Annotated in this window: 27 protein-coding genes; 6 read left to right on the forward strand and 21 right to left on the reverse strand. The window is 41.6% G+C overall.

Going from position 1 to position 23238, the window contains the following annotated elements:
- The first annotated feature begins 33 nt into the window (after positions 1–33).
- Positions 34–486 (forward strand): protoporphyrinogen oxidase HemJ, encoded by a 453-nt coding sequence (gene hemJ / locus E0H87_RS06880; protein ID WP_016167285.1) that lies wholly within the window; start codon positions 34–36, stop codon positions 484–486.
- 83 nt (positions 487–569) lie between these two features.
- Here the strand turns inward: hemJ and E0H87_RS06885 are convergent, their stop codons facing one another.
- The 5 genes from E0H87_RS06885 to E0H87_RS06905 form a co-directional block, all read right to left on the reverse strand.
- Entirely contained in the window at positions 570–1673 is a 1104-nt protein-coding gene (locus E0H87_RS06885; protein WP_131322900.1) for an acyltransferase family protein, read from the reverse strand.
- Between the two features lie 193 nt (positions 1674–1866).
- Complete coding sequence (locus E0H87_RS06890) at positions 1867–3297, reverse strand: amino acid permease (RefSeq protein ID WP_165493945.1); 1431 nt, start codon at positions 3295–3297, stop codon at positions 1867–1869.
- A 186-nt stretch (positions 3298–3483) separates the two neighbouring features.
- Positions 3484–3843: a RidA family protein gene (locus E0H87_RS06895; protein ID WP_131322902.1), complete on the reverse strand. Its 360-nt coding sequence runs from the start codon at positions 3841–3843 to the stop codon at positions 3484–3486.
- A gap of 10 nt (positions 3844–3853) precedes the next feature.
- The gene (alr, locus tag E0H87_RS06900; RefSeq protein WP_131322903.1) at positions 3854–4957 is read right to left on the reverse strand and encodes an alanine racemase; all 1104 of its coding nucleotides are present in this window, start codon (positions 4955–4957) and stop codon (positions 3854–3856) included.
- A gap of 44 nt (positions 4958–5001) precedes the next feature.
- Positions 5002–6261 carry a D-amino acid dehydrogenase gene (locus E0H87_RS06905; protein WP_131322904.1) on the reverse strand — a complete coding sequence of 420 codons (1260 nt, stop codon included), beginning with the start codon at positions 6259–6261 and terminating at the stop codon, positions 5002–5004.
- Between the two features lie 140 nt (positions 6262–6401).
- Between E0H87_RS06905 and E0H87_RS06910 the strand changes: the two genes are divergently transcribed.
- A complete protein-coding gene (locus tag E0H87_RS06910; RefSeq protein ID WP_100242952.1) occupies positions 6402–6866 on the forward strand; it encodes an Lrp/AsnC ligand binding domain-containing protein in 465 nt (154 codons plus the stop codon).
- Between the two features lie 86 nt (positions 6867–6952).
- Entirely contained in the window at positions 6953–7696 is a 744-nt protein-coding gene (locus E0H87_RS06915; protein ID WP_131322905.1) for a sporulation protein, read from the forward strand.
- A 59-nt stretch (positions 7697–7755) separates the two neighbouring features.
- Here E0H87_RS06915 and E0H87_RS06920 read toward each other — a convergent pair whose 3' ends face one another.
- Positions 7756–8400, reverse strand: a complete 645-nt coding sequence (locus tag E0H87_RS06920) for an HAD-IA family hydrolase (RefSeq protein ID WP_131322906.1) — start codon at positions 8398–8400, stop codon at positions 7756–7758.
- 82 nt (positions 8401–8482) lie between these two features.
- On the opposite strand from E0H87_RS06920, the gene E0H87_RS06925 reads away from it, so the two are divergent.
- Entirely contained in the window at positions 8483–9250 is a 768-nt protein-coding gene (locus tag E0H87_RS06925) for a hydroxymethylpyrimidine/phosphomethylpyrimidine kinase (protein ID WP_131322907.1), read from the forward strand.
- A gap of 55 nt (positions 9251–9305) precedes the next feature.
- Here the strand turns inward: E0H87_RS06925 and E0H87_RS06930 are convergent, their stop codons facing one another.
- The 8 genes from E0H87_RS06930 to rpe form a co-directional block, all read right to left on the reverse strand.
- Positions 9306–9959, reverse strand: a complete 654-nt coding sequence (locus tag E0H87_RS06930; protein WP_131322908.1) for a nuclease-related domain-containing protein — start codon at positions 9957–9959, stop codon at positions 9306–9308.
- A 37-nt stretch (positions 9960–9996) separates the two neighbouring features.
- Positions 9997–10479, reverse strand: a complete 483-nt coding sequence (locus tag E0H87_RS06935; protein WP_131322909.1) for a methylated-DNA--[protein]-cysteine S-methyltransferase — start codon at positions 10477–10479, stop codon at positions 9997–9999.
- 40 nt (positions 10480–10519) lie between these two features.
- The gene (locus tag E0H87_RS06940; RefSeq protein WP_131322910.1) at positions 10520–10837 is read right to left on the reverse strand and encodes a DMT family transporter; all 318 of its coding nucleotides are present in this window, start codon (positions 10835–10837) and stop codon (positions 10520–10522) included.
- A 253-nt stretch (positions 10838–11090) separates the two neighbouring features.
- Positions 11091–12098 carry a copper resistance protein B gene (locus E0H87_RS06945; RefSeq protein ID WP_131322911.1) on the reverse strand — a complete coding sequence of 336 codons (1008 nt, stop codon included), beginning with the start codon at positions 12096–12098 and terminating at the stop codon, positions 11091–11093.
- Positions 12085–12390: a hypothetical protein gene (locus E0H87_RS06950; RefSeq protein ID WP_131322912.1), complete on the reverse strand. Its 306-nt coding sequence runs from the start codon at positions 12388–12390 to the stop codon at positions 12085–12087. The genes E0H87_RS06945 and E0H87_RS06950 overlap by 14 nt, the downstream gene beginning before the upstream one ends.
- Positions 12377–14515, reverse strand: a complete 2139-nt coding sequence (locus E0H87_RS06955; protein WP_131322913.1) for a multicopper oxidase domain-containing protein — start codon at positions 14513–14515, stop codon at positions 12377–12379. The genes E0H87_RS06950 and E0H87_RS06955 overlap by 14 nt, the downstream gene beginning before the upstream one ends.
- Positions 14516–14564: 49 nt before the next feature.
- Positions 14565–14966, reverse strand: coding sequence for a hypothetical protein (locus E0H87_RS06960; RefSeq protein ID WP_131322914.1), 402 nt, complete (start codon positions 14964–14966; stop codon positions 14565–14567).
- A gap of 453 nt (positions 14967–15419) precedes the next feature.
- On the reverse strand, positions 15420–16106 hold the full coding sequence (gene rpe, locus E0H87_RS06965; protein WP_131322915.1) for a ribulose-phosphate 3-epimerase: 687 nt from the start codon (positions 16104–16106) through the stop codon (positions 15420–15422).
- A gap of 157 nt (positions 16107–16263) precedes the next feature.
- Here rpe and E0H87_RS06970 point away from each other — a divergent pair, with 157 nt between their 5' ends.
- Positions 16264–16539: a DUF2218 domain-containing protein gene (locus tag E0H87_RS06970; RefSeq protein ID WP_131322916.1), complete on the forward strand. Its 276-nt coding sequence runs from the start codon at positions 16264–16266 to the stop codon at positions 16537–16539.
- 24 nt (positions 16540–16563) lie between these two features.
- On the opposite strand, the gene fghA is transcribed toward E0H87_RS06970, so the two are convergent.
- The 7 genes from fghA to E0H87_RS07005 form a co-directional block, all read right to left on the reverse strand.
- Entirely contained in the window at positions 16564–17400 is an 837-nt protein-coding gene (gene fghA, locus E0H87_RS06975; RefSeq protein WP_131322917.1) for an S-formylglutathione hydrolase, read from the reverse strand.
- Between the two features lie 13 nt (positions 17401–17413).
- The gene (locus E0H87_RS06980; RefSeq protein ID WP_131322918.1) at positions 17414–18823 is read right to left on the reverse strand and encodes a C13 family peptidase; all 1410 of its coding nucleotides are present in this window, start codon (positions 18821–18823) and stop codon (positions 17414–17416) included.
- A 117-nt stretch (positions 18824–18940) separates the two neighbouring features.
- Entirely contained in the window at positions 18941–19753 is an 813-nt protein-coding gene (locus tag E0H87_RS06985; protein WP_171458344.1) for a class I SAM-dependent methyltransferase, read from the reverse strand.
- Positions 19753–20574, reverse strand: coding sequence for an undecaprenyl-diphosphate phosphatase (locus E0H87_RS06990; protein WP_131322920.1), 822 nt, complete (start codon positions 20572–20574; stop codon positions 19753–19755). Before E0H87_RS06990 ends, E0H87_RS06985 begins: the two co-directional genes overlap by 1 nt.
- Before the next feature lie 8 nt (positions 20575–20582).
- Entirely contained in the window at positions 20583–21251 is a 669-nt protein-coding gene (tsaB, locus tag E0H87_RS06995; protein WP_131322921.1) for a tRNA (adenosine(37)-N6)-threonylcarbamoyltransferase complex dimerization subunit type 1 TsaB, read from the reverse strand.
- Positions 21252–21384: 133 nt separating this feature from the next.
- Positions 21385–21915, reverse strand: a complete 531-nt coding sequence (locus E0H87_RS07000; protein ID WP_131322922.1) for a gamma carbonic anhydrase family protein — start codon at positions 21913–21915, stop codon at positions 21385–21387.
- A 2-nt stretch (positions 21916–21917) separates the two neighbouring features.
- Positions 21918–22547: an NUDIX hydrolase gene (locus tag E0H87_RS07005; RefSeq protein ID WP_131322923.1), complete on the reverse strand. Its 630-nt coding sequence runs from the start codon at positions 22545–22547 to the stop codon at positions 21918–21920.
- 122 nt (positions 22548–22669) lie between these two features.
- Here E0H87_RS07005 and E0H87_RS07010 point away from each other — a divergent pair, with 122 nt between their 5' ends.
- On the forward strand, positions 22670–23218 hold the full coding sequence (locus E0H87_RS07010) for an NUDIX hydrolase (RefSeq protein ID WP_131322952.1): 549 nt from the start codon (positions 22670–22672) through the stop codon (positions 23216–23218).
- Positions 23219–23238 lie beyond the last annotated feature (20 nt).

The following is a 23238-nucleotide window of genomic DNA, read 5'->3' on the forward strand; positions in this document are numbered from 1 at the left end:
AACTTTCCACACTGCCCTTAAAAGGGTGAATTGATGGATGCTCCTTCTGATGCTTTCCTTTGGGTAAAAGCATTACATATCATTGCAGTCGTTTGTTGGTTCGCTGCGCTCTTCTACCTCCCTCGTTTATATGTCTATCACGCCATGAGCGATGATGCAGTCAGTCATCAGCGTTTTGAAGTGATGGAACGCAAGTTGTACCGCGGCATTATGTGGCCCGCGATGATTGCTACGCTTATTACGGCACATTTTTTGGTGGATTGGGGCGATGCGACACGTCATTACCATGAAGCATTGTGGTTTTACCTGAAAGTCGGCTTAGTTGGTCTATTGGTGATTTACCATTTTGTCTGCGGTTATTACCGTAAAAAGCTTATTGGCAATGCACATTATAAATCCCACAAGTTCTGGCGCTTTTTTAATGAAATGCCGACTTTGATTTTATTTGCTGTGGTGATTTTAGTCGTGGTGAAACCGACGTTTTAAAATCCGTGAAATGAAAAGCCCTGATTAGTTCAGGGCTTTTTTATATCTATAAAAATCAACAGCACATCCAAAAATTAGAGCTATCAGCATATCCAAGCTTGACGTATTTTTATATTGAGCGGAGTCGAATAATATTTCTCAATCGCCCAACTTAAAATAAACACTGCGATAAAATAAACAGGCAACAGCATCAGCTTTTCAGCCGCTAAAGTTTCTTTTGGGAAATACACCACTTTCATTAAACCCAAAACAATTAGGTGAAACAAATACATTTCATAGCTACGCTGTCCAATCCAGACCAAACTCCGTGCAGCATATGAGAAAGGTTCACCTTTCGGGTCTTGGGTAAAACAAAATATGAGTAACGCCGTAAGTAGCGCAAAGATGCTGATACCCCATGTACTCACCTCTTTGATTGGTGCATAAAAATATAAAGCGGTCATCAAAAATACCGTCACTGCAACAATCACTTTTGGATTGTAAATGGCACCTTTAAAATGCTGTGCATACATTGCGGTGAGGCAGCCAATCGCAATTCCATCAAAACTAGAAAAGTAGTGATACAGATAAGCACCGCTTTCCTCTGCAAAATGTAGCGCGCGAAAATAAGGTGCATACGCGATGATAAGGAGCAGAAAAACAATAAACCCTTTACCTCGACCAAGCACTAAACACAGTATAGGAAAGGCTAAATAAAAGACCTCTTCTACGGATAAAGACCACAGAACACCCAAGGCATAATTGACCCAGCCGTATTCAATAATCAATATGTTCATCCAAAAACTAAAAGCAGAAAGGACGGTCACAGCATATGGTACGTCCACATCATTCGGTGCCTGATTCATGAATGGTCTGAGTCCCAAAGCCCCAAGTATCGTAACCATGAGCACCAGCAACACTAAGCACGGCATAATTCGGGCAATACGACGGATATAAAAATCTTTCAGATTAATCTGCGCCAAAGAACCACTGCGTTGCAAGGTATGCTGGGTAATCAAAAATCCTGAAATCACAAAAAATATGGTCACACCATAGTTGCCATTTCTTGCAATCAAAGTACTTAAGCTTTCGCCCGCGATCGGGATACCTAGAAACGTATCGTATAATTTATACGGAATATTGAAATGGTGAATCAGCACCAAAAGGATGGACACTCCGCGCAGGATGTCGATTTTATAATTACGCATAGACCGTTGTTAGAATTTTAAAGTGCCTTATTAAAAGTTAAACCCTCTGATTTAAATAGCTTTTATACATAAACTCATACAATTATATAACACTTCATTAGAATCCATTTATTTAGCTCAAACAAAAAGAAAGCCCTGCTGATCATGATGCGGGGCTTTCTCTCAAATATTGCCAGTGAAGGATGCGTTTTACTTAGCCATCGAGTTGCTGTTCTAACAGACGTTTTTTCGCACGCGGTAAATACAACACGCGATAAGTAATGGCCAAAATAATGAGCCAAATTGGACTAATGATTAAGGCACGTAAAGTATCCGGTTCTAAGCTTAAAATAACCAAAGTAAAGAATAAGAAAATCAATACCACATAGGACATCCACACCCCACCTGGCATTTTAAATTTCGATTGTGCATGTAATTCAGGGCGTAGTTTACGGTAGCGTAAGTAGCACACCATAATGAGTCCCCAAATACTGATAAATAGAATTACACACAACGAACTTGCCAAGGTGAATGCTTCTACAGTATTCGGAACGAAATACTGTAATGCTGCGCCTGCCATAATAAAGAGACATGAAAACAACAAGCCTTTGGCAGGTACAGCTCGGCTAGATAATTCACCCAATCCTTTTGGTGCCTGACCACCTTGAGATAAACCGTACAACATACGGCTGGTCGAGAACACGCCACTATTCATTGATGACATCACCGAAGATAACACCACCAAGTTCATAATCACTGCTGCACCGCCAATCCCTGCATGTAAAAACAGGCTGACGAATGGGCTTTGATCCGCTGGAATTTCATTCCATGGTGTTACTGACATGACAATAAATAACGCCAACACATAGAATAGAATGATTCGGGTTGGAATAGCATTCACGGCTTTGGGTAAGTTCTTTTCTGGATCTTTCGCTTCAGCAGCCATTGTTCCAATTAATTCCACCCCTACAAACGCAAAGAGTGCAATTTGGAAGCCTGCCAAGAAGCCACTGGCGCCTTTCGGGAACATACCACCATGTGCCCAGACATTGCTAAAGCTAGCAACTGAGCCTTGCGGTGCTTGGAAATGACTGAACACCATAAAGCCACCAATCACAATCAAGCCTAAAATGGCGAGAATTTTGATTAATGCAAACCAAAATTCAATTTCACCAAAGAGCTTGACGGTTAAAAGATTCAGTCCAAGGACAAACAATACGCAACCTGCACTAATCAGCGCCTGCCCTATGGGCGTAAACGCCATATCGGGCGGTAACCAGAAATTCAGATAATTGATAATCGCCGCAAGGTCAGCAATACCGACCAAGACCCAACCGAGCCAATACGACCAACCGATATAATAGCCTGCCGCAGGACCAATTAAATCGTGTGCCATATCGATGAAAGATTTGTAATGCAAATTGGACAGTAGAATTTCGCCTAATGCACGCATCAGGAAAAAGAACATACCACCAATAATCATGTAGATAATTAAAATTGAAGGTCCAGCGAGGGAGATAGTTTTCCCTGAACCCATAAATAAACCTGTACCAATAGCTCCGCCAATTGCAATCAATTGTAAATGACGATTAGAGAGCTTGCGTTGCAACTCATGGGTTGCTTGTTCAGCTTTTGGCTCACGCATTGTGGTCATAACTCAACATCCTTTTTTAATTCCTTTACATGACTTCACCCAGATCTAGCTCCTCTCGAGCAATAAGATTGATCTAGGGTCAAGCCCTTATCCTTAACAAAGTAATCCTTAACCTTCTTAGTTAATCAGTTGATCACTTTGCTCATGACTTACATCCTCCATTCCATGGATGAATACTTACTTTTGTGCCGCAATGACTGCAATTTCGATGAGCCATTTTGGATTGACCAAATCGGCTTGAATCGTGGCACGTGCAGGCGTTGCATGGTCTTTGAACCAATCAATCCAAATTTCATTCACCACTGAAAAATCCGATAAGTCTTTCAGAAAAAGCTGTGCTGAAAGAATACGACTTTTATCACTATTGGCTTGTGCCAAAAGTTGATCAATGGTGTTTAATACATCTTGAGTTTGTCCTGTAATATCCAAATCAGGATTTTTAGGCACCTGACCTGATAAATACACCACGTTGTTAAAAACTGTCACGGCGCTCATTACAGGGGTGGTATTGAAGCGTTGAATATCCTGTTGTGACATGATTAATTCCTTATTCCTGAATTGAAAAATTGACTCGTGCAGTCACTGCACACATCAGTTCATAACCAATCGTTCCCGAAGTGGCTGCAACCTCATCAATCGGTAACACAGTTCCAGAACTCGATTGACCCCATAACACCACTTCACTGCCTATTTGCGCATCGGGAATTGGATCAAGGTCAACGGCAAGCATGTCCATGCTGACACGGCCTAAAGTACGGGTACGAATGGAGTTCACCAACACAGGTGTGCCTGTCGGTGAGATGCGTTGATAACCATCGGCATAGCCACATGCCACAATACCCACACGCATAGGTCGGTCTGTGACAAAACTAGAGCCATAGCCAATACTGTCATTTGGATTTAACTGTTGAATCGAGATGATTTCACTGCGCAAACTCATACTCGGTTGTAGATTCCAGTCTTGAATGGTATGACTTGGAAAATCTGGAGAACTGCCATACAGCATGATGCCACTGCGCGCATAATCGGAACGCAACTGGGTAGAATATCTTAAAATTGCGGCACTATTACTGACCGAACAAGGCCCCGGATACTGTTGCAAAATTTGTTGGAACACTTGATGCTGATATTCAATCCCAGATTGCCCCTGACGCTCACCATCGGCATCAGAGAAATGCATCATGTGCACCAATTCTTTGACCGAAGCTAAATCCTTCAGTTTTTTCCACGCGCCGACATAGTGTTCTGGTGTGAACCCTAAACGATTCATGCCATTGTTCATTTTTAAGAACACTTTGAATTGTGCTGCAACGGGAAACTGTTGTAACCATTGAATTTGCAATTCATTATGCACGGTAAAATTCAATTGATACTGTGCACAATCATATAAATCTTGCGGCGAGAAAATACCTTCCAGTAACAGGATTTCCCCTGTCCAGCCCAAAGCACGAATACGCTTGGCTTCTTCAATATCAAGCAATGCAAAACCATCAGCAGATTTAAATGCCTGATATACGCGCTCAACGCCATGCCCGTAGGCATTGGCTTTGACCACAGCAAAAACTTGACTGTCTGGCATTGCGGCACGCGCAATCGCCAGATTATGTTTGAGTGCGGATAGATGAATCACCGCAGTAATTGGACGTGGCATAACCCTTCTTCCCTAAAGTTCAAACAACTCCCTAAATTCAGGAATTATGCTGCACTTAAATAACGTGCAATCGATAGTCCATCAATGCTGATGTCTGGTTTATGGTTCATCACCAAGTCACTGATTAGCTTGCCTGAACCACATGCCATGGTCCAACCTAAGGTGCCATGTCCTGTGTTCAAGAACAGATTTTTAAAGCGTGTTGCGCCAATAATTGGCGTACTGTCTGGAGTCATTGGGCGTAAGCCAGTCCAGAACGTTGCATTCGGTAAATCACCGCCTGGGAATAAATCTTTGGTGACCATTTCTAATGTGCCACGGCGGTCATCATTCAATTTCAAGTTGAAACCACTTAGCTCTGCCATACCACCCACACGGATACGTTGATCAAAACGGGTAATCGCAATTTTGTAAGTTTCATCGAGTACAGTTGATTGTGGTGCAAACGCAGGGTCAACAATTGGCACTGTCAGTGAATACCCTTTGACTGGATAAACAGGTAAATTCAATTCAAGTGGTTTTAAGAAATCACGTGAATAACTACCAAAAGCCAACACATAACGGTCAGCCGTCAACACTTGACCATTCACCACGACGCCTTTAATTTCGTCACCTTCAACCACTAAACGCTCGACATTTTGGTTAAACAGGAAATTCACACCCTTAGCTTTAGCAATCTCTGCAAGTGAATTGGTGAACTTATAGCAATCGCCCGTTTCGTCATTCGGCAAATGTAAACCACCGACCAATTTATCTTTGGCAAAACCTAACGCTGGCTCTACGCGAGCTAAGTCATCTTTCAATAACAATTCATGTGGCACGCCACACTCTTTTAAGACTTGAATATCACGTTGCACCGCTTCTAATTGCGCTTCATTACGGAATACCTGTAATGTACCTTTTGAGCGGTTTTCATAGCTAATACCCGTATCTTTACGTAATTCACGTAAACAATCACGGCTGTATTCCGCTACACGGGTCATACGTTCTTTGTTGACTGCATAACTTTGTGGATTACAGTTTTTCAGCATTTGTGCCATCCACTGTAACTGCCACATGCTGCCATCCATATTGATTGCTAATGGCGCATGATGCTGAAACATCCACTTGACCGCTTTAAACGGAATGCCAGGTGCTGCCCAAGGGGTCGAATACCCTGGCGAGATTTGCCCTGCATTACCAAAACTTGTTTCCTCTGCTGGACCTGCTTGGCGGTCCAATACAGTTACTTCTGCTCCCTGCTGCGCAAGATAATATGCACTTGCTACACCAATTACACCACTACCTAGAACGATTACGCGCATTTCCTTTCTCTCACTGCTTCACCAGTTTATTTAACTAGTATATTTCCACATCAATAGTGAATTTGACTGATTTAACAGGTATAGTTGAGATATATTCATGCCATTTTCACTAAATAAAGGCTAAAAACAGAGAAAAACATATGCGTAAATTAGACCGTGTAGATCGCCTGATTTTGGATATTCTGCAAATGGAAGGGCGAATTGCGATTAGTGAACTGGCTTCTCGGGTCAATTTATCTACCACGCCTTGTTCAGAACGAGTCAAGCGACTGGAACGCGACGGCATTATCACGGGCTATCACGCGCGGCTTAATCCTGCACTGGTCGATCGAAATTTACTGGTATTTTTAGAGATTAAACTCTCGGCCAAGTCGGGAGATGTTTTTGATCAAGTCGCACGAGATTTGGTCGAAATTCCTGAAGTTTTGGAATGTCACTTAATTTCGGGTGAGTTCGATTATTTGGTCAAAGCACGCTTAAAAGAAATGAGTGCTTACCGCCGTTTACTGGGTGATTTACTCAAAAAACTGCCCTCATCTGCTTCATCGCATAGTTATATTGTGATGGAAGAAATTAAGGAAACGTTGTATTTAGACATGCGTTAAATTTTCGCTAGACCATGCTACTCTCGAATGCATTTTGAATTACTGAACATCCTTCATCATTATTTATTTTTTGGAATTTTTACATCATGTTGAATAAACTTATGTCGAGCTTAGGTCTACAAGGCATTCAGGTAGATACCCGCATCCATAACAATCAACTAGAAGCAGGGCAAGTTCTGAATGGCGAAGTGATTTTTACTGGCGCATCTTCCAATAAAAACATTAATGGCATGTATTTAAAATTAATGACCACAGCCGAAGTCGAATCGAACGACTCAGAGTACAATACAAATCTGACGATTGCGGAATGGCATATTAGTGGCGCATTTGAATTACAAGCCAACCAGACCCACACCTTCCCGTTCTCAATTCAATTGCCCTTTGAAACACCGTTGACCGATCTGGCTTGTCGCAGCAATAAAACCAGAGTTTGGCTGCATACTTATTTAGATGTAGATTGGGGGCTGGATGCCACCGATAAAGACTATCTACAGATTAGCCCGACGCCAACCATGCATAGCTTTATTCAAGCCATGCAACAATGTGGTTTTCACTTGGTGACTGCCGATGTTGAAAAAGGGCAACTGCGTGGCAATGGGTTTTACTCGACCCTCGGCTGTTATCAAGAGCTAGAGTTTAAACCTGCGCAGTTCTTTAGTGGCATCAATGAAATTGAAGTGTCCTTTGTGGCAGAACAGCATCAAACTCACGTGTTATTAGAAGTGGATCGTAAATTTAGAGGCGATGGCTTTAAAAGTTTTAGCATTCCACATCAACATTCCAATCCCACAGCTTTAGCCAATGAAATCCGCAGAACATTAGGCATATAAAACCAAGCACTTCACTTTTCAACAAGGGAAAGTGAGGTGCTTAATGGATCAATGCTTGATTAAATCAGGTTCAGCAAATCGGCAAAACGTTGAATTCGAGCTTTAGGTTGAGCTGCATCAAGCTCAACCATAGAGCCATAACCATATTCTACGGCAATGGTTTCAATGCCATTGCTACGTGCGCCGAAAATATCATGTTCTCGGTCACCCACCATCAAACATTCTTCAGGCTGAAGCTGTTCTTGTTCAAGAATATAAGCAATTAAATCCCCTTTATTGGTTCGTTCGCCATTTAGCTCACTGCCATAGGGATATTCAAAATACTGTAATAAATCAAAATGATCTAAAATCTGACGTGCATAAACTTCAGGTTTTGCCGTTGCCAAAAACAATCGATAACCTTTATTTTTTAATGCATCTAAAGTTTGTGCAACATCTTCAAACACGTGATTTTCAAATAAACCTGTGACCGAGAAACGCTCGCGATAACCCAATAAGGCTTGATCCGCCAAAACATCATGTGGCTCAACATTTAAAATTTTAGCCAAGGATGCTTTCAGCGGTGGACCGATAATCCAGTCAATATTTTCTGACTCAGGAATGGGGTGCCCCACTTTTGCCAAACCATAACGTGCAGAAGTGGTAATCCCGACTTTGGGATCTGTCAGTGTTCCATCTAAATCAATCAAGATATTCTTAATCATTGTCCAACCCAATAAATTACGCTCGAGACTTCGCTCAAAGTTGCCTATACTATCGCAAATCTCATGAATGAAGGAAATGTACATGCGCCCGACTGTACTGTGCTTTTCGGGTTTAGACCCTTCTGGCGGTGCTGGCTTACAAGCGGATATTGAAGCGATTGGTCAAAGTGGTGCGCATGCCGCAATTGCATGTACCGCACTGACCATTCAAAACTCACAACAAGTCTTTGGCTTTGAGGCAACCTCCAAAGAGTTGCTTTTGGCTCAAGCACATGCCGTGGTGGGTGACCTCCCCATTCAGTGCGTGAAGTCTGGCATGCTCGGCACCACCGACAATATTGCAGCGCTAGCTGAGTTTTTACGTGAACATCCAGAATATCGTTATGTGCTTGACCCTGTTTTGGTTGCCAATAGCGGTGGTTCTTTGGGTGATCAAGCGACACTAGTCAAAGCCTTTGTTGAACTCATTCCATTGGCGACTATTCTTACCCCGAATACGGTTGAACTGCGTGCTTTAACGGGCGAACAAGACTTGGAAGCTGCCACGCAGAAATTGTTTGCCATGGGTGCAAAAGCGGTTTTGGTGAAAGGTGGGCATGAAGATACTGCCGACTATATTCGCAATGCCTTATATATTGATGGGGAATTTGTGGCTGAAAGCCATTGTCCTCGTTTGGCAGGTGAATATCATGGTTCGGGCTGTTCTCTCGCGAGTTTTATTGCTGGTCGTCTCGCGATGGGCGATGAGTTAAAAATTGCGGTGCAACATGCAGAAACGTGGTTATTTGGCGTATTAAAACAAGCTGAAACACCCGTGCCGAATGGACAGAAAATTCCAAAACGATTCTAAGTTTTCGCTTTAATCTATAAAACCCACAGTTCAAGCAAGCGCTGTGGGTTTATTTTTATTCACTGTGTTTGAGCTTTAAATTTTCAATATGTTGCCGATTGGTTTTCCACGACTTTTCGAGTACTTCTTTTTCAATCCGCAATTGAATCCGTTTTAACTTCATTGGCGGAATCGTTACTTCTTGAAAATTTTTCACATAATCCGTCCAACCTGCCCCACGAAAAACATGCTGTGGCATCTGGGTTTTAAATTCGCAATCTGGCATAAATACCACCAGAGAATGAATGAACTGAGGCTCAACAATATCCGATAACACCGCTTCTAACACCTTTTGGTGTTTATAGTTTTGATGTAATGGATTTTGAAACTTAAAACTCTTTTTATAAATTTTCTGTGTCCACATTTTTTGATGCTGACTTCCAAAAATCCAGCCTTTATAGTTTTTGGTTTCAATCACAAAAATACCAAAAGGACTCAGCAAAATATGATCAATTTGTGTGGTCTGGTTTTGCTCATCTGGTAAAGTACAATCATTAAGTAGTGTATAACGATCTTGATCTAAATAAAGTTTGGCATGAGCTGCAACGGCAAACTCCCCCATTTTTCCTTTTAAATAAGGTTTAAATGCTTTGATGATGCCTATAACGATAAATAGCAATAATATCCACCAAAATGTGGACAGTAGTGGCGCGAAAATCTGTGAAATCATTTTTGACTAAATATTATAAAGAATTAAGTCATCAAGTTTATTGAAGTTGTTCTATTTTTAAAAGAATCTCTTTATTGTCTAAACCACCTGCAAAGCCCACCAATTTACCGCTTGAACCAATGACCCGATGACACGGTGCAATAATGGAAATTGGATTTTTACCATTGGCTGCTCCCACAGCACGTACCGCTTTGGGATTGCCCAATTGTTCTGCAATGTCTTTATAACTGCGAGTTTCACCAAAGGGAATATTCAATAAAGCTTGCCAAACCTGCTTCTGAAATTCAGTGCCTTCAAAATCTAAAGGCAGATCAAACTGCTGTCGGGTACCTGCAAAATATTGCATTAATTGCTGTTGCGTTTGCAGCAAGATCGGGTGATCGAGCTGTTCCACCAATTCTGCCAAACGAACCCGTTTTGGATTTTCATTTTCCCAAAGTACTGCAACCAACGCGGTATCATGCGCAACTAATTTCAACTGCCCAACAGGAGAAGCCATATACATAAATGCAAGTTTCATTGTCTGCTCCTGCGGTATTTAGAAATAAAAAGAAGACTGATTATGAAGATGAAAGCTTCATTAATACAAGCCCTGAAATAATTAAGATGGCGGCAAGCATCCGCATAGCGGTTGCAGGCTCACCTAAAATAAAAATGCCCACCAGAAAAGAACCGATTGCACCAATTCCTGTCCAAATTGTATATGCCGTTCCCAAGGGTAAAGTGCGCATCGCATACGCCAATAATGCAAAGCTTAAGATCATAAAAATGAGGGTGATAATACTCGGACCAATTCGACTAAAGCCTTCTGACAGCTTCATGGAATATGCCCAGACGATTTCAAAAATACCCGCAAAAATAAGTACAATCCAAGCCATGACGACCTCCAAATTTAAATCAAAAATCAGGTCGTCCTGAGGAATTTTCTTGGTGCATCTTTAGAGTTTAAGCACCAAGGGAGGTCGTTCCTCCTTATATTTCTCCAAAATTATACTGGATGTAGCGCTTTTATGGTGCAAAACCATAATGCAATAACATTAAATACACCTATAAAAAATAAGGCTTTAAAACCGAAGTTTTAAAAGCCTTATGAATTTATTAAACTGAATAAAACGCGAGTAAACTCAAATCTTAGAACTTAAAACGAATGCCTGCACCATAGAGCCAGCCTTTTTCAGAGCCACTTTCAATTTGCCAAGGTGTTGCGTCTTTGCCTTTTGAATATTCATAAGCCATATCGATATAAGGCATGACCTTTTTGCTTATTTCATAACGGGTTTCCAAACCCGCCGTCACATTACTCAAGCCTGTTTTTTGGGCATATTTAGAATCATCACTAAACACAAGATCTACATCTAAGTAAGGTTTGAAAATCAGTTTTTGTGTCAGCAACAAATCTCGTTCTGTTTCCAGACTAAAGCCTGAATACTGGTCTGCACCTGCATATAAATAGGCATCTGTTTCAAAGAAATACGGCGCCAAACCATGTAAACCAATTACGGCATCCAGTTTTTCTTCCGTATCTTTACGATGCTGATCTAACTCGACCTTTTCTACACGGTAACGTGTACCGATTTGTGCATCCCAAAAGTCTGAAATCATACGACTATAGAGTGTCTTTACCTCATATTCAGCCGCATGTGACTCATGCTTATCCAAATGCGCTTTAATAAAGAGTTTATTTTCATCTGTACCAATACGGGTTTCAAATTCAGATTTTAAAGTGCCTTTCCCCTCTTCATTCAACAACCACTTATTATCCACAGTCGTGACTGCATAAATCTGAGCACCATGTTCTGCACGATGATCATGTCCTGAATGCTTGTTTTCAGATGGTTCTTCTTTCCCCTGAACTTGTTGATGGTGTGAATGATCTGTTGATTGTGACGCTTGTACTGGTTTGACAGAATCAGGAGCTGAAGTCATGCCAGAAGATGCCGTTTGCTGCATGCTGGAATGATCCATACTCGGCATATTATGCTGCATTTGAGAATGATCCATTTCAGCCTGCTGACCCTGTGATTCAGTTTGCTGCTGATGCACGGTAGGGTCTTGCTGTGCTTGTGCTAAGGTCAACTGACTCAGCAACAACAAAGAACCCGCCAGAACAGTCTGTGGAAATACATTAATGCTGCGCATGTTGATCTCCCTGCTGTTCAGTGTTGGCTTGTTTCTTTTTAGCATCGCGGGATTCTTTTTTTGAAGATGGTTCTTTCGAACTGACGGGCATTGCCATCTGCTGCATGTTGGAATGATCCATATTGTGCATTTCATGCTGCATTTGAGAATGATCCATCTCAGCGTGATGACCCTCTAATTCAGTCATGGACTGATGTGCAGCATGTGCCTGTTGTTCTTGTGCGAAAGCCACTTGGCTCAATAATAATGAACTGAGGAGAACAATTTTCGGCAATAAATTAGTGATGTGCATGTTGATCTCCTTGTTGTTCTGTATTTGAGTTTTGATCTTTAGAAAGGTTAGTTTTTGATATCGGCGTTGTTGATACTTTCCCATCTGTTACATTGGCAACAATTAATTTATTCATCATGCCTGCGCTCATGTGGTACAGCAAATGGCAATGAATCGCCCATTCGCCCAATTCATCGGCGGTTAAGAGTACCGTGACCGTTTTTGCGGGGGGCACAACAATAGTATGTTTATTTGGCATATCGACCGCTGCTTGCCCATTTTCTAATTGCATAAACATGCCATGCAAATGCATCGGGTGCGCCATCATACTGTCATTGATAAATTTAATTCGGATACGCTCGCCATACTTCACTTTCAGTGGCTCTGCATCACTAAATTTTTTCCCGTTGATTGTCCACATATAGCGTTCCATAGTGCCGCCTAAACGAATCACCAATTCACTGCTTGCTTCACGGGTATCTGGCTGTGGAGTTAATGATTTTAAATCACTATATTGCAAGGCCTTATCACCTGCTGGCGTAGAAGCATTTGCCCAACCGTCAACCACAGCATTATTTTGAGTCGATGTCATCTGTTGATGCTGTGAATGATCCATACCTTGCATTTCTGCTTGGTTCATTTTCGAATGATCCATACCTTGCATTTCTGCTTGATTCATCTTCGAATGATCCATACCTTGCATCTCGGCGTGATTCATCATTGAATGGTCCATGCCTTGCATCTCGGCGTGATTCATCATTGAATGATCCATACTTTGCATTTCCGTGTGGTTCATTTTCGAATGATCCATACCTTGCATCTCAGCATGATTCATCTCCGAATGATCCATACCTTGCATTTCCGTATGATTCATCTTTGAATGGTCCATACCTTGCATTTCTGCGTGATTCATCATCGAATGATCCATGCCCTGCATCTCTGCATGATTCATCATCGAATGATCCATACCTTGCATTTCTGCATGATTCATCATCGAATGATCCATGCTCTGCATTGCTGCATGATTCATCTTCGAATGATCCATACTGGAAGATTGATCACCACTACCATGTCCCATATCGGCCATATTCAACAAGGCGCGCGGTCGAGCTTGTGGCATCTGTATGGCTGGCTTCACAGCAGCAAGTTCATTCTGCAAGGTCCCAATGGCAAAACCAGAACGATCTATGGATTCAGCTTCAATTTGATAATGCGCTTGTTTTGGCTCAACAATTACATCGTAAGTTTCAGCCGTTCCAATACGAAATTCATCGACATTCACAGGCTGAACGGGTTGACCATCCGCACTGACTACCGTCATTTTTAAGTTCGGAATCCGCACGTCAAAAAAGGACATGGCAGAGGCATTAATGAAGCGTAAACGGACTTTTTCATTCGGCTTAAACAGTCCAGTCCAGTTTTGTTCAGGCGTTTTACCATTGACCAAAAAGGTATAACCCGTCACATCGGACAGATCTGTTTTCAACATCCGCATCTGATTCCACATTTTACGATCAGACCATGTGGCTTTCAGTCCATCACGTTGAGTTTGCTGCCAAACATTCCCCAAAGTCTCACGTTGGTTTTGATAATATTCAGCAGAAATTTTTAAATTTTTCTGAATTTGATCGCTTTTTTGTTCATGAAAATCTGACAGCATGACCACATAATCACGTTCAGCTTTTTCATGTGCTGCTAAGGGCTGTTTATTTTTCGGATAAATGACCAAAGCGCCATATAAACCATCTTGTTCCTGCCCTTTAGAATGGGCGTGATACCAATAAGTTCCATTCTGGCGAACTTTAAAACGGTAGACAAAATCTTGATTGGGTTTAATCCCTGTAAACCCGTTAAAACCAGGTACACCATCCATCAAACCAGGCAACAATAAACCATGCCAATGTAGGGAAGAATCCTGATTTTTTAAATTATTATGGACATGGATAACCGCTTCATCCCCCTCTTCAAATTCAAGTAAGGGGGCTGGAAACTTGCCATTTACGATAATACGTTTCAGCGGTTTACCAGTAACATTAACCAAACCTTCATCGATGGTTAAATGATATTCCTTGACCGCAGCCAAAGTCCAAGAAGATGAAAATACACATAGCCCAATCAAAAGGCTGTGACGAAATAAAATAGACATGACTTAACCTTTATTCGAAATTAATAAAAATTTTGTTTCTGGAATAAAGTTAAGCTTTGGGAGGACGTAAAATTTCTTGCCAATAACCAATTAAATGTTTAGCCGTGTAGCGGCTATGTAAATTGGTTAACGCATCTGGAGAAAGCTGTTGGAGTGATTCTGCAACTGAGGTATCTAGCCAAACGGTTAAAGTTTGGCAATGTAATTGAGCACAATCCGCACATTGTTTGACTGCGCTACTCTGCAAACCACTTTCGCAATGATTCTTTTGAGCATCCATATGTGCATTATGCTGCTGATGCTGGACGGCCATTGTTGAATGACAATCAGGATGTGTCTTAGCAACATGATGTTGCTTATGCTCAGGAATAACTACTGCTGCGACTTGCTGCCGATCCACCCATTGCTGTTGCAGCATTTTTGCATGCATAGGCATTGTGGATGCAAACACGAGACTACTCCACCCCATGACAAAAGCCATGAAGCAAACTAACCAAGACTGTCTGCGGAGAGTCGTTGACACTTTTAAAATCCTAAATGAGGAAGGTCATTACAGCAAAATTCGTCTATACAGCATACCCAACAAATGCGTGAGACACAATTTTTTCTCATTTTTTGCTTAGGTTTCATTGAGTATTTATTTTTAAAATTCGCTGATATTTATTATTTTTTAATCTGTATGCTTTTTAAGCTCAGCTGAATAAAACAACTATTTTTTCAAAGCTTAATAACAATAAAAAAGAGCACAAATGTGCTCTTTTTATACATATAAAGTCTAATCCATAAACACTTGATGCAAAATTGTTTATTGTTTAAACGAGATATCCATATGGTTATCTACATAGATATCTACAAGCTTACCCACAAAGTTATCCACAATTCACACCATATTTATTGATAAGACTTACACTGTAACCGAACCCACTTTCGCAAGTTCATCACGCATATCATCAATCACAGCTTTATAATCTGGTTTACCAAAAATGGCTGAACCCGCGACAAACATATCTGCGCCTGCTTCTGCAATTTCACGAATGTTTGCTGGACCAACACCACCATCGACTTCTAAACGAATGTCACGACCTGAGGCATCAATAATCTTGCGTGCCTGACGTAATTTTTCCAAGGTCATTGGAATAAATTTTTGTCCGCCAAAACCAGGGTTTACGCTCATTAATAAAATTTGATCAACTTTATCTAATACATAATCCAAATAATGTAATGGAGTTGCTGGGTTAAAGACTAAACCTGCTTTAGCGCCGCCTGCTTTAATCAACTGTAAAGAACGATCAATATGGTCAGTGGCTTCTGGGTGGAAAGTAATAATATCTGCCCCCGCCTCCAAGAAATCACCAATCATACGGTCTACAGGAGAAACCATTAAATGCACATCGATCGGTGCTTTAATGCCATAGTTTTTTAATGCCTTACATATCCCTGCACCGAAGGTTAAATTCGGTACATAGTGATTATCCATCACATCAAAATGCACCACGTCAGCGCCTGCTTCTAATACTTTTTCAACATCTTCACCTAGACGTGCAAAATCAGCAGATAAAATAGAAGGTGCAATTAAATAAGGCTTGGACATGGATTAACCTGGCTGTTCATTAATTTAATGGCATCATTATAGCAAACTGCGACCGAGGTCTGTGACATTTCATTTTTGCAACATTGCGTTGCAGTGATACGCTATGCAAGCCTGCTAGATTTGTTATGGTAAAGTTCCAACCTCATGATGAAAAAAAATGAAAAGCTCGAGCCAAATTGCCACACTAGAATCTGCCCGTATTGCCAAGCGTTTATATAATCACTGGAAACATAAATTTGAAGTGAAAGAAACTGAACAGCAATTTGAGATTCTTATGCCAGAAGCACAGGTTAGCCTTATCCCACACGCAGAATATTTAGCGGTTGAAATTACTACGTCCGCAGAAAAAATGGATCACTTGGAAAACGTGGTACTTGATCATTTAAGCCGTATGGCGCAGCAAGAATTTGAAACAGAATGGCAGCGGAGTTAAACTCCGCGCATTTGGAAAAGTGATTTAAGATTCAAGTTGTACGGCATGAAATTGCAGATGATCATCCATAAAACTTTGAATAAAATAATATCCATGATCATAGCCTGCATGCTCGCGTAAGGTCAGGGCTTGCCCAACTTGCGCACAGGCTTGTTGAAATAATGCAGGGTGCAACTGGCTATAAAATTGATCATCCAAACCTTGATCAATCAAAATTTCATTAAATAAAGCACCTTTTTCGCCCACCAATATTGTCGCATCGTGTTGCTTCCAAAGCGCTTGATGCTTACCTAAATAGGCAGAAAATGCTTTTTCTCCCCAAGGACATTGAGTCGGTGCACAGATAGGTGCAAAGGCTGACACTGATTTAAATTTTTCAGGATATTTAAATGCTAACGTTAATGCACCGTGCCCACCCATCGAATGACCAAAAATGCCGATGCGCTGTTTTTGAATCGGGAATTGTTGTGCTACTAGATCATAAAGCTCATCGACAATAAAGCTTTCCATTTGATAGTGTTCAGCCCACGGCGCTTGTGTCGCATTGATATAGAAACCCGCCCCTTGACCAATATCCCAATGATCACCTTGCGCGACTTGCTCACCACGCGGCGAAGTGTCAGGCATAATCAGAATCAAACCTAATTGTGCCGCCATACGCTGTGCATGTGCTTTAATGGCAAAAGTTTCTTCGGTACAGGTTAAGCCTGCAAGGTAAAACAAAGCTGGGCAAGCTTCACCCTCAAGCGCTTGTGGCGGTAAGTACACTGCAAAACGACTATCGCCTTTAAGAGTTTGGGAATTAAAACGATAAATGCGTTGCTCACCATCAAAACAGCGATTTTTTTGTAATAATTCCATCTTAAGTTCCTTTTTAAGGTGTATGCGCAACCGCTTGCGCTTGAACTGGTGCTGTGGTTGTTTCTGGTGGGAACAAACGCTGCTCTAATTGTGGCAACATCAATTCCATATTTTTACCAATCGACCATTGTGGTTCAGAAGGATCAAAGCCCTGAGCACTTTCCCATTGCGCAACGGTGCCTTTGGCTTGTGCAAAAGCATCTTTCATCGAATGTTGTTCACGCATGGCTTGATCAAAGAAAGCGCGACCAAAATAGGTATAATCAGCTTCATTAGAACAACCAAATGAAGCCCGATCTGCTGCTGAAGCCGTAATAATCAAAGTATTATCATTTTGTAATGCCGAGACAAAACTACCTGAATAACAGGCTGAAATCACAATAACGCGCCAACGAATACCCGAACGGTCTAGGGCATCTCGTAACCATTTTGGATCAACTTGTGCCAAATCGAGCGGTGCATTTTCCATTTCAAATTCATTTTGCAAACCATGCGAGGTCATATAAAGGAAAAGCACATCACTTTCACGGTTCATCTGCTGACCAATACGCTTTAATGACAGTTCCATACTGGTTCGTGAAGCAATTGGAATTTCAGTACGGGTCGCAGGATTATTCACCAAAATCATGGAACGACCAAAGGTGCCAAAACGGGTATCGAATTGTTCACGAATGCGTTTTACTTCAGACATAAAGACATCTTGGTAACTGGCACCTGCCACCCCTAAAAAGTACCAATGTGACTGAGCAAACTCTCCATATTCAATCGCTTGTAAATTCTTATTCAGTAGTCGACTTTGCGCGTAAAAGGCATCTTCTGCAAAAGTCGGCGGAACATCTTCAACTTTCCAAATGGGTTGGCTCTTCACTGACATCTGCCACACCACCAAAGTAAATAGTGTTGCTAACATAATCAGCGCACGTTCCCACCATGGCCATTTTAACTCACGGGCGAACACCCACACCACAGCCAGACTTTGCCAGACAAACAGCACCATAAAAATGGTCGGCAAATAATCATAAAAAGCATAAGGCAGAATATCGAGCATGCCCAAATATTGGATGAAACTTTGTAATAACGCGATATGGGTATCTAAAACCAACCACAATAAAGCGGGAACCAACATTAAACGTGGATTATTTACCCGTTGGGAGAGGAAAATACCGACAATCAGTGCAATGAAAGGCCATAGCGCATAACTGACCAAACCTTGCGAGTTAAATTCACCGACTTCGCCCGCACTGAGCCAGCTAAATAAGGTATTGGCACAACCGCCTAATATCCCCCAGAAAATCAACTGTAAAATTGAAGGATGGACAATTTGTAATGCACGTCGCGAACCCAAAAACAGCCACAATCCCGCCATTTGGTTGCTTTTAAAATCGTGCCAAAAATTAATGGAGGGCTTAAAATCAATCTTCATAAGGTTTTCAGGTGGCTAGTGCTACTCGCTTCATTGCATAGTTAGTTTATGCTTGATCAGGTTTTTATCAATATTATTTTTAACTATATAACAAATCTTTGCCCAATATTGAAGCAATTATCCTAAGGTCTGATGATCCAACTGAAAGTAGGCATCAAAACGGCAAGCATCACCCTGCCATTGCGTATCCGGTTGCTGGTCATTGAGACATACCGCCAAGCGAGGGCGTTTCACCACCACACGTTTTGCAATCTGCTGAGCCAAAGGCAACAGTTGATCCCCCAAATCCATTTCGCCATGCTCTGGCAGCAGTAAATGCAGCAATTGCATCTGCTTTTTGACCTGAGCTTGCTTTTTAATGGCTTGTTGATTCTGATCACGTTGCGGGAACATTGGATCTAAATACACCACATCACTGTGCTGCTGTCGTTCTGCACATTGCTTTAAATAGTCTGCCGAATCTGAAAAGACCAAATGAATTCGTGCTGCAATCGGGGCAAGATAAGGATGAGCCAGTGCTTGTCGCTGAGTGTCTTCAAGCAACGTAAATAAAATCGGGTGTCGCTCCACCAAAGTGACACTTGCACCCAGTGCCGCCAACAACAAACTGTCGTGCCCTAAACCCGCAGTAGCATCAATTAGACGTGGTTTTTCTGCCAACTGGCAAGCACGAGCAATCATTTCTGATTTAAGCGATGCACGTTTTAAACGTGGAATTTCTGCCTGCCAATCGGGCTGCATTTTCATGCCATTGGCGCATAGCCAAAGCCCTTGCTCATCGACACACAAGGCCAATTCAGGATTTAAACGTAAAAAACGCGCATTCAATTTTTCAATTGATTCAACCTGAACCTCAACGCCGCGGGACGCAAGCACAGCCGCATAGTGCTGTGCCTGAGCTTGAAACTGAGGTTCTGTAAATAAATGCATTACCAAGTGACCCAACCTGTCCACCAAGTTGCCAAAATAAATAAACCAAAGCCAATACGGTAATACGCAAATGCAGTAAAGTCGTGTTTAGACACATAACGAATTAAGGCACGGATGACGATAAGTGCAGAGATAAATGCGACAATAATCCCGACAGCCAGAACAGCCATATCATTACTGTGCAAATCAGCTCGCATTTTATACATATCTAGTAAGCCTGCACCCATTAAAACTGGGATGCCGAGGAAGAAAGAGAATTCCGCTGCTGCTTTACGCGATACACCTAAAAATAAAGAACCAATAATGGTTGAACCTGAACGTGATGTGCCTGGAAACAGGGCTAAACATTGAATTAAACCAATCAAAGTCGCTTGTTTATAAGTCAGATCATCAACTTCTTGTGTTTGAATGCTGTGCGGACGACGTTCGGCCCACAAAATAATAAAACCACCGATAATTAAAGCAATCGCAACGGTAATGGCATTAAATAAATAAGCCTTAATAACGTCGCCAAAGGTTAAGCCCACAATCACAATCGGTATAGAGGCAATAATTAAGTTAATACTTAAACGGCGACCTTGTTCTTGTCCTTTTAGACCACCAATTAAAGCGCCCCAAAGTTTACTCCAGTATTCATAAATTACGGCTGCAATGGCACCAATCTGGACTGCAACTGCAAACATATCTCTTTTTTCAAGTGTCCAGAAATCTAGAAGTTGACCTGCTAAGATTAAGTGTCCAGTACTTGAAATCGGTAGAAATTCAGTAATCCCCTCTACCAAGCCCATTATGGCTGCTTTAAATAATAATAAAAGATCCATATCTAACCTTAAGTTGCTTTAATTTGTTCTGGAATTTTTTTCCATGCGTTATCACGTAAATACACTGGTAGGGCTTCTTCTGCCTTGACCCATTGCGCTTTGAGCGCCGCTGCACGTGCAATTTGAGCAATATCTTGTGCCGTGGCGACCACATCTTTAAATTCTAAAGCATCAGGCTTAAGTAAAGCTGAACCCAGCCCCACTAAAGTAAATTGGGTAATACTGGCTGCCTGTTGATAGGCTAATAATTGTTCTTCATCAACCGCCTGCATAATGCCTTGATCATCCAGTTGAAAACTCGCGATATACACTTCATTCATGCGTGCATCAAGGACTGCGGTTACAGCCGTCAAACCATGTAGTCGATAAGCAGCTTGCGCCAAAGCTTGTAAAGTTGATACAGGAATCACAGGCAAATCATGTGACCAAGCGAGTGCTTGGGTCACGGCTGCATTAATACGCACACCACTGAATGAACCCGGACCCCGACTAAAAGCAATCGCTGTTAAATCTTCTGTCGTCACACCTAATTGAGCATAGCCCTGTTCAACCATAGGTAAAATGGTTTGCGTTTGAGCCTTTGCACGCGTATCTAATTGGAAAAACAGTTCTTGATTTTCATCTACGATAGAAACAGAACACTGTTCATTGGCTGTTTCTAATGCCAGCAATTTCATGCTCAACCTTGCTTCAACTTTATCTTAAAAAACGAGGGCTATCATACTCTACTCAATTCTTGGACGCGAGAATTTCCCAATCTAGATACAAAAAAACCAAGCATCGGCTTGGTTTAAAAAAACAACACTTTTCTTAGAACTCAAAAACTTCCAGTTGGGTAAATTTCTTATAATGTTCAGCATAATGTAAAGCACTCAGCTTTAATTTCGCTTCGACATCGGCATCCAGCGTTTTTACCACTTTCCCGGGCGATCCCATCACCAAAGAGTTATCAGGAATCACCTTTCCTTCCGGAATTAAGGCATTTGCTCCAATAATGCAATTTTTTCCAATCACTGCATTGTTCAAAATCACGGCGTTAATTCCAATTAAAGAATTATCACCCACCGTACAGCCATGTAGCATAGCTTGATGTCCAATGGTCACGTAATTTCCAATGTGCATCGGAATCCCTGCATCGGTATGCAAGACCGCATTTTCCTGTACATTGGTAAAATCGCCCAAGTGAATACTGCTATTATCTGCGCGAATCACTGCCCCAAACCAAACACTGACTTGTTGTCCCAATTCAACTTGACCAATTACGGTTGCGTTGTCCGCCACCCAACCATCAAAAGGAACATGCGTGGCTTTGGGTGCATGTCCGGCAAACTTGTACATCATGTTCAATTACGTCCTTTGGTTTTGAGTAATGCCTGCTGGGCATAGAATAATGGTGAATTTAATAAAAATGGCCATTCTTTTTGATAATTCAATCCATATTGAAACAGTGAAATGAGCATTCTTGCTGTAAGCCCCCAGACAATTTCATCTTCAACCCGCATACTGGGGAAATACAACGATTGTTGCGCATAACGAACTTCATGAGGCGTAGGTGGTGCTTCCATTAAATTTTGCAGGGAAGCAAAAAAGATTCGATCAATTTCTGAAGGTTGAGCAATCAATTCAACTTGTGGCGGAATTAAACCCACAATCGGTTTGACCAACATACCATTACGGGCTTTTTGCATGGGTAAATCACCCAATAACTGTACATCAAACGGATTTAAAGCGGTTTCTTCTTGGGCTTCTCTCAGCGCAACCACAATATTACTGGTGTCTTGCGGATCGCGTTTGCCTCCAGGAAAAGACACTTCGCCTGCATGATTGGACAAATACACTGAACGGCGGGTTAAGAGCACTTTGGGGTCAGCTTCATCAGTAATCGCAATTAACACGGCAGCTTCAGCTTCTCGCTTACGGGTCGAGAATCTTAAATGCTGTTGTAACACATGTGTTAATGAACGATCATCCATATCACTCACCTCTATTCTTCTTCATTTCATCATAGCTGAATTTTGATCGGTTTGGAGAGAATAGATGTCAAACTTGTTTTTTTCAGTTATGCTGAGTGGCAACTTTATCATTGATGATGAATATGGACTTCTGCGGAAATTGTGGACATAAAACGACTGAAAAAATTCCACTGGGCGATCATCAATTACGTCGCGTTTGTACAGAATGTGGTCATATTCATTATGTAAATCCCAAAGTCATTTGTGGTGCTTTGGCACTCTGGGACAATAAAGTTTTACTTTGCCGTCGTGCGATTGAACCACGTTACGGTTTATGGACTTTACCCGCAGGTTACATGGAACTTTTTGAAACCATGGAACAAGGTGCTGCACGTGAAACTCGTGAAGAAGCACAGGCAGAAGTCGAAATTGAGCAACTGTACTGCATGTACAATATTCCACGTATCGGGCAAATTTATGTGCTATTTAAAGCCCAACTGATCGATGGAACCTTTGGCGCAGGCGAAGAAAGTATTGAGTGCCGCCTGTTTGAAGAACATGAAATTCCGTGGACAGAATTAGCATTCCCAAGTGTAGAACAAACGCTAAAGCACTATTTTGCTGATCGGAAAACCAATGCGTTTATTACGCATTTAGAAACCTTAGGTACGCGTTTAGACCATACTGGTTAAACCCGTTTAACGCATTGATA

This window comes from Acinetobacter sp. ANC 4178 (assembly GCF_004331175.1).
GTDB lineage: Bacteria > Pseudomonadota > Gammaproteobacteria > Pseudomonadales > Moraxellaceae > Acinetobacter.

Excerpts from the sequence above, each read along its gene's own strand:
- hemJ (WP_016167285.1), top strand. The coding sequence starts at position 34 with ATGGATGCTCCTTCTGATGCTTTCCTTTGGGTAAAAGCATTACATATC.
- E0H87_RS06885 (WP_131322900.1), bottom strand. The coding sequence starts at position 1,673 with ATGCGTAATTATAAAATCGACATCCTGCGCGGAGTGTCCATCCTTTTG.
- E0H87_RS06890 (WP_165493945.1), bottom strand. The coding sequence starts at position 3,297 with ATGCGTGAGCCAAAAGCTGAACAAGCAACCCATGAGTTGCAACGCAAG.
- E0H87_RS06895 (WP_131322902.1), bottom strand. The coding sequence starts at position 3,843 with ATGTCACAACAGGATATTCAACGCTTCAATACCACCCCTGTAATGAGC.
- alr (WP_131322903.1), bottom strand. The coding sequence starts at position 4,957 with ATGCCACGTCCAATTACTGCGGTGATTCATCTATCCGCACTCAAACAT.
- E0H87_RS06905 (WP_131322904.1), bottom strand. The coding sequence starts at position 6,261 with ATGCGCGTAATCGTTCTAGGTAGTGGTGTAATTGGTGTAGCAAGTGCA.
- E0H87_RS06910 (WP_100242952.1), top strand. The coding sequence starts at position 6,402 with ATGCGTAAATTAGACCGTGTAGATCGCCTGATTTTGGATATTCTGCAA.
- E0H87_RS06915 (WP_131322905.1), top strand. The coding sequence starts at position 6,953 with ATGTTGAATAAACTTATGTCGAGCTTAGGTCTACAAGGCATTCAGGTA.
- E0H87_RS06920 (WP_131322906.1), bottom strand. The coding sequence starts at position 8,400 with ATGATTAAGAATATCTTGATTGATTTAGATGGAACACTGACAGATCCC.
- E0H87_RS06925 (WP_131322907.1), top strand. The coding sequence starts at position 8,483 with ATGCGCCCGACTGTACTGTGCTTTTCGGGTTTAGACCCTTCTGGCGGT.
- E0H87_RS06930 (WP_131322908.1), bottom strand. The coding sequence starts at position 9,959 with ATGATTTCACAGATTTTCGCGCCACTACTGTCCACATTTTGGTGGATA.
- E0H87_RS06935 (WP_131322909.1), bottom strand. The coding sequence starts at position 10,479 with ATGAAACTTGCATTTATGTATATGGCTTCTCCTGTTGGGCAGTTGAAA.
- E0H87_RS06940 (WP_131322910.1), bottom strand. The coding sequence starts at position 10,837 with ATGGCTTGGATTGTACTTATTTTTGCGGGTATTTTTGAAATCGTCTGG.
- E0H87_RS06945 (WP_131322911.1), bottom strand. The coding sequence starts at position 12,098 with ATGCGCAGCATTAATGTATTTCCACAGACTGTTCTGGCGGGTTCTTTG.
- E0H87_RS06950 (WP_131322912.1), bottom strand. The coding sequence starts at position 12,390 with ATGCACATCACTAATTTATTGCCGAAAATTGTTCTCCTCAGTTCATTA.
- E0H87_RS06955 (WP_131322913.1), bottom strand. The coding sequence starts at position 14,515 with ATGTCTATTTTATTTCGTCACAGCCTTTTGATTGGGCTATGTGTATTT.
- rpe (WP_131322915.1), bottom strand. The coding sequence starts at position 16,106 with ATGTCCAAGCCTTATTTAATTGCACCTTCTATTTTATCTGCTGATTTT.
- E0H87_RS06970 (WP_131322916.1), top strand. The coding sequence starts at position 16,264 with ATGAAAAGCTCGAGCCAAATTGCCACACTAGAATCTGCCCGTATTGCC.
- fghA (WP_131322917.1), bottom strand. The coding sequence starts at position 17,400 with ATGGAATTATTACAAAAAAATCGCTGTTTTGATGGTGAGCAACGCATT.
- E0H87_RS06980 (WP_131322918.1), bottom strand. The coding sequence starts at position 18,823 with ATGAAGATTGATTTTAAGCCCTCCATTAATTTTTGGCACGATTTTAAA.
- E0H87_RS06985 (WP_171458344.1), bottom strand. The coding sequence starts at position 19,753 with ATGCATTTATTTACAGAACCTCAGTTTCAAGCTCAGGCACAGCACTAT.
- E0H87_RS06990 (WP_131322920.1), bottom strand. The coding sequence starts at position 20,574 with ATGGATCTTTTATTATTATTTAAAGCAGCCATAATGGGCTTGGTAGAG.
- tsaB (WP_131322921.1), bottom strand. The coding sequence starts at position 21,251 with ATGAAATTGCTGGCATTAGAAACAGCCAATGAACAGTGTTCTGTTTCT.
- E0H87_RS07000 (WP_131322922.1), bottom strand. The coding sequence starts at position 21,915 with ATGATGTACAAGTTTGCCGGACATGCACCCAAAGCCACGCATGTTCCT.
- E0H87_RS07005 (WP_131322923.1), bottom strand. The coding sequence starts at position 22,547 with ATGGATGATCGTTCATTAACACATGTGTTACAACAGCATTTAAGATTC.
- E0H87_RS07010 (WP_131322952.1), top strand. The coding sequence starts at position 22,670 with ATGGACTTCTGCGGAAATTGTGGACATAAAACGACTGAAAAAATTCCA.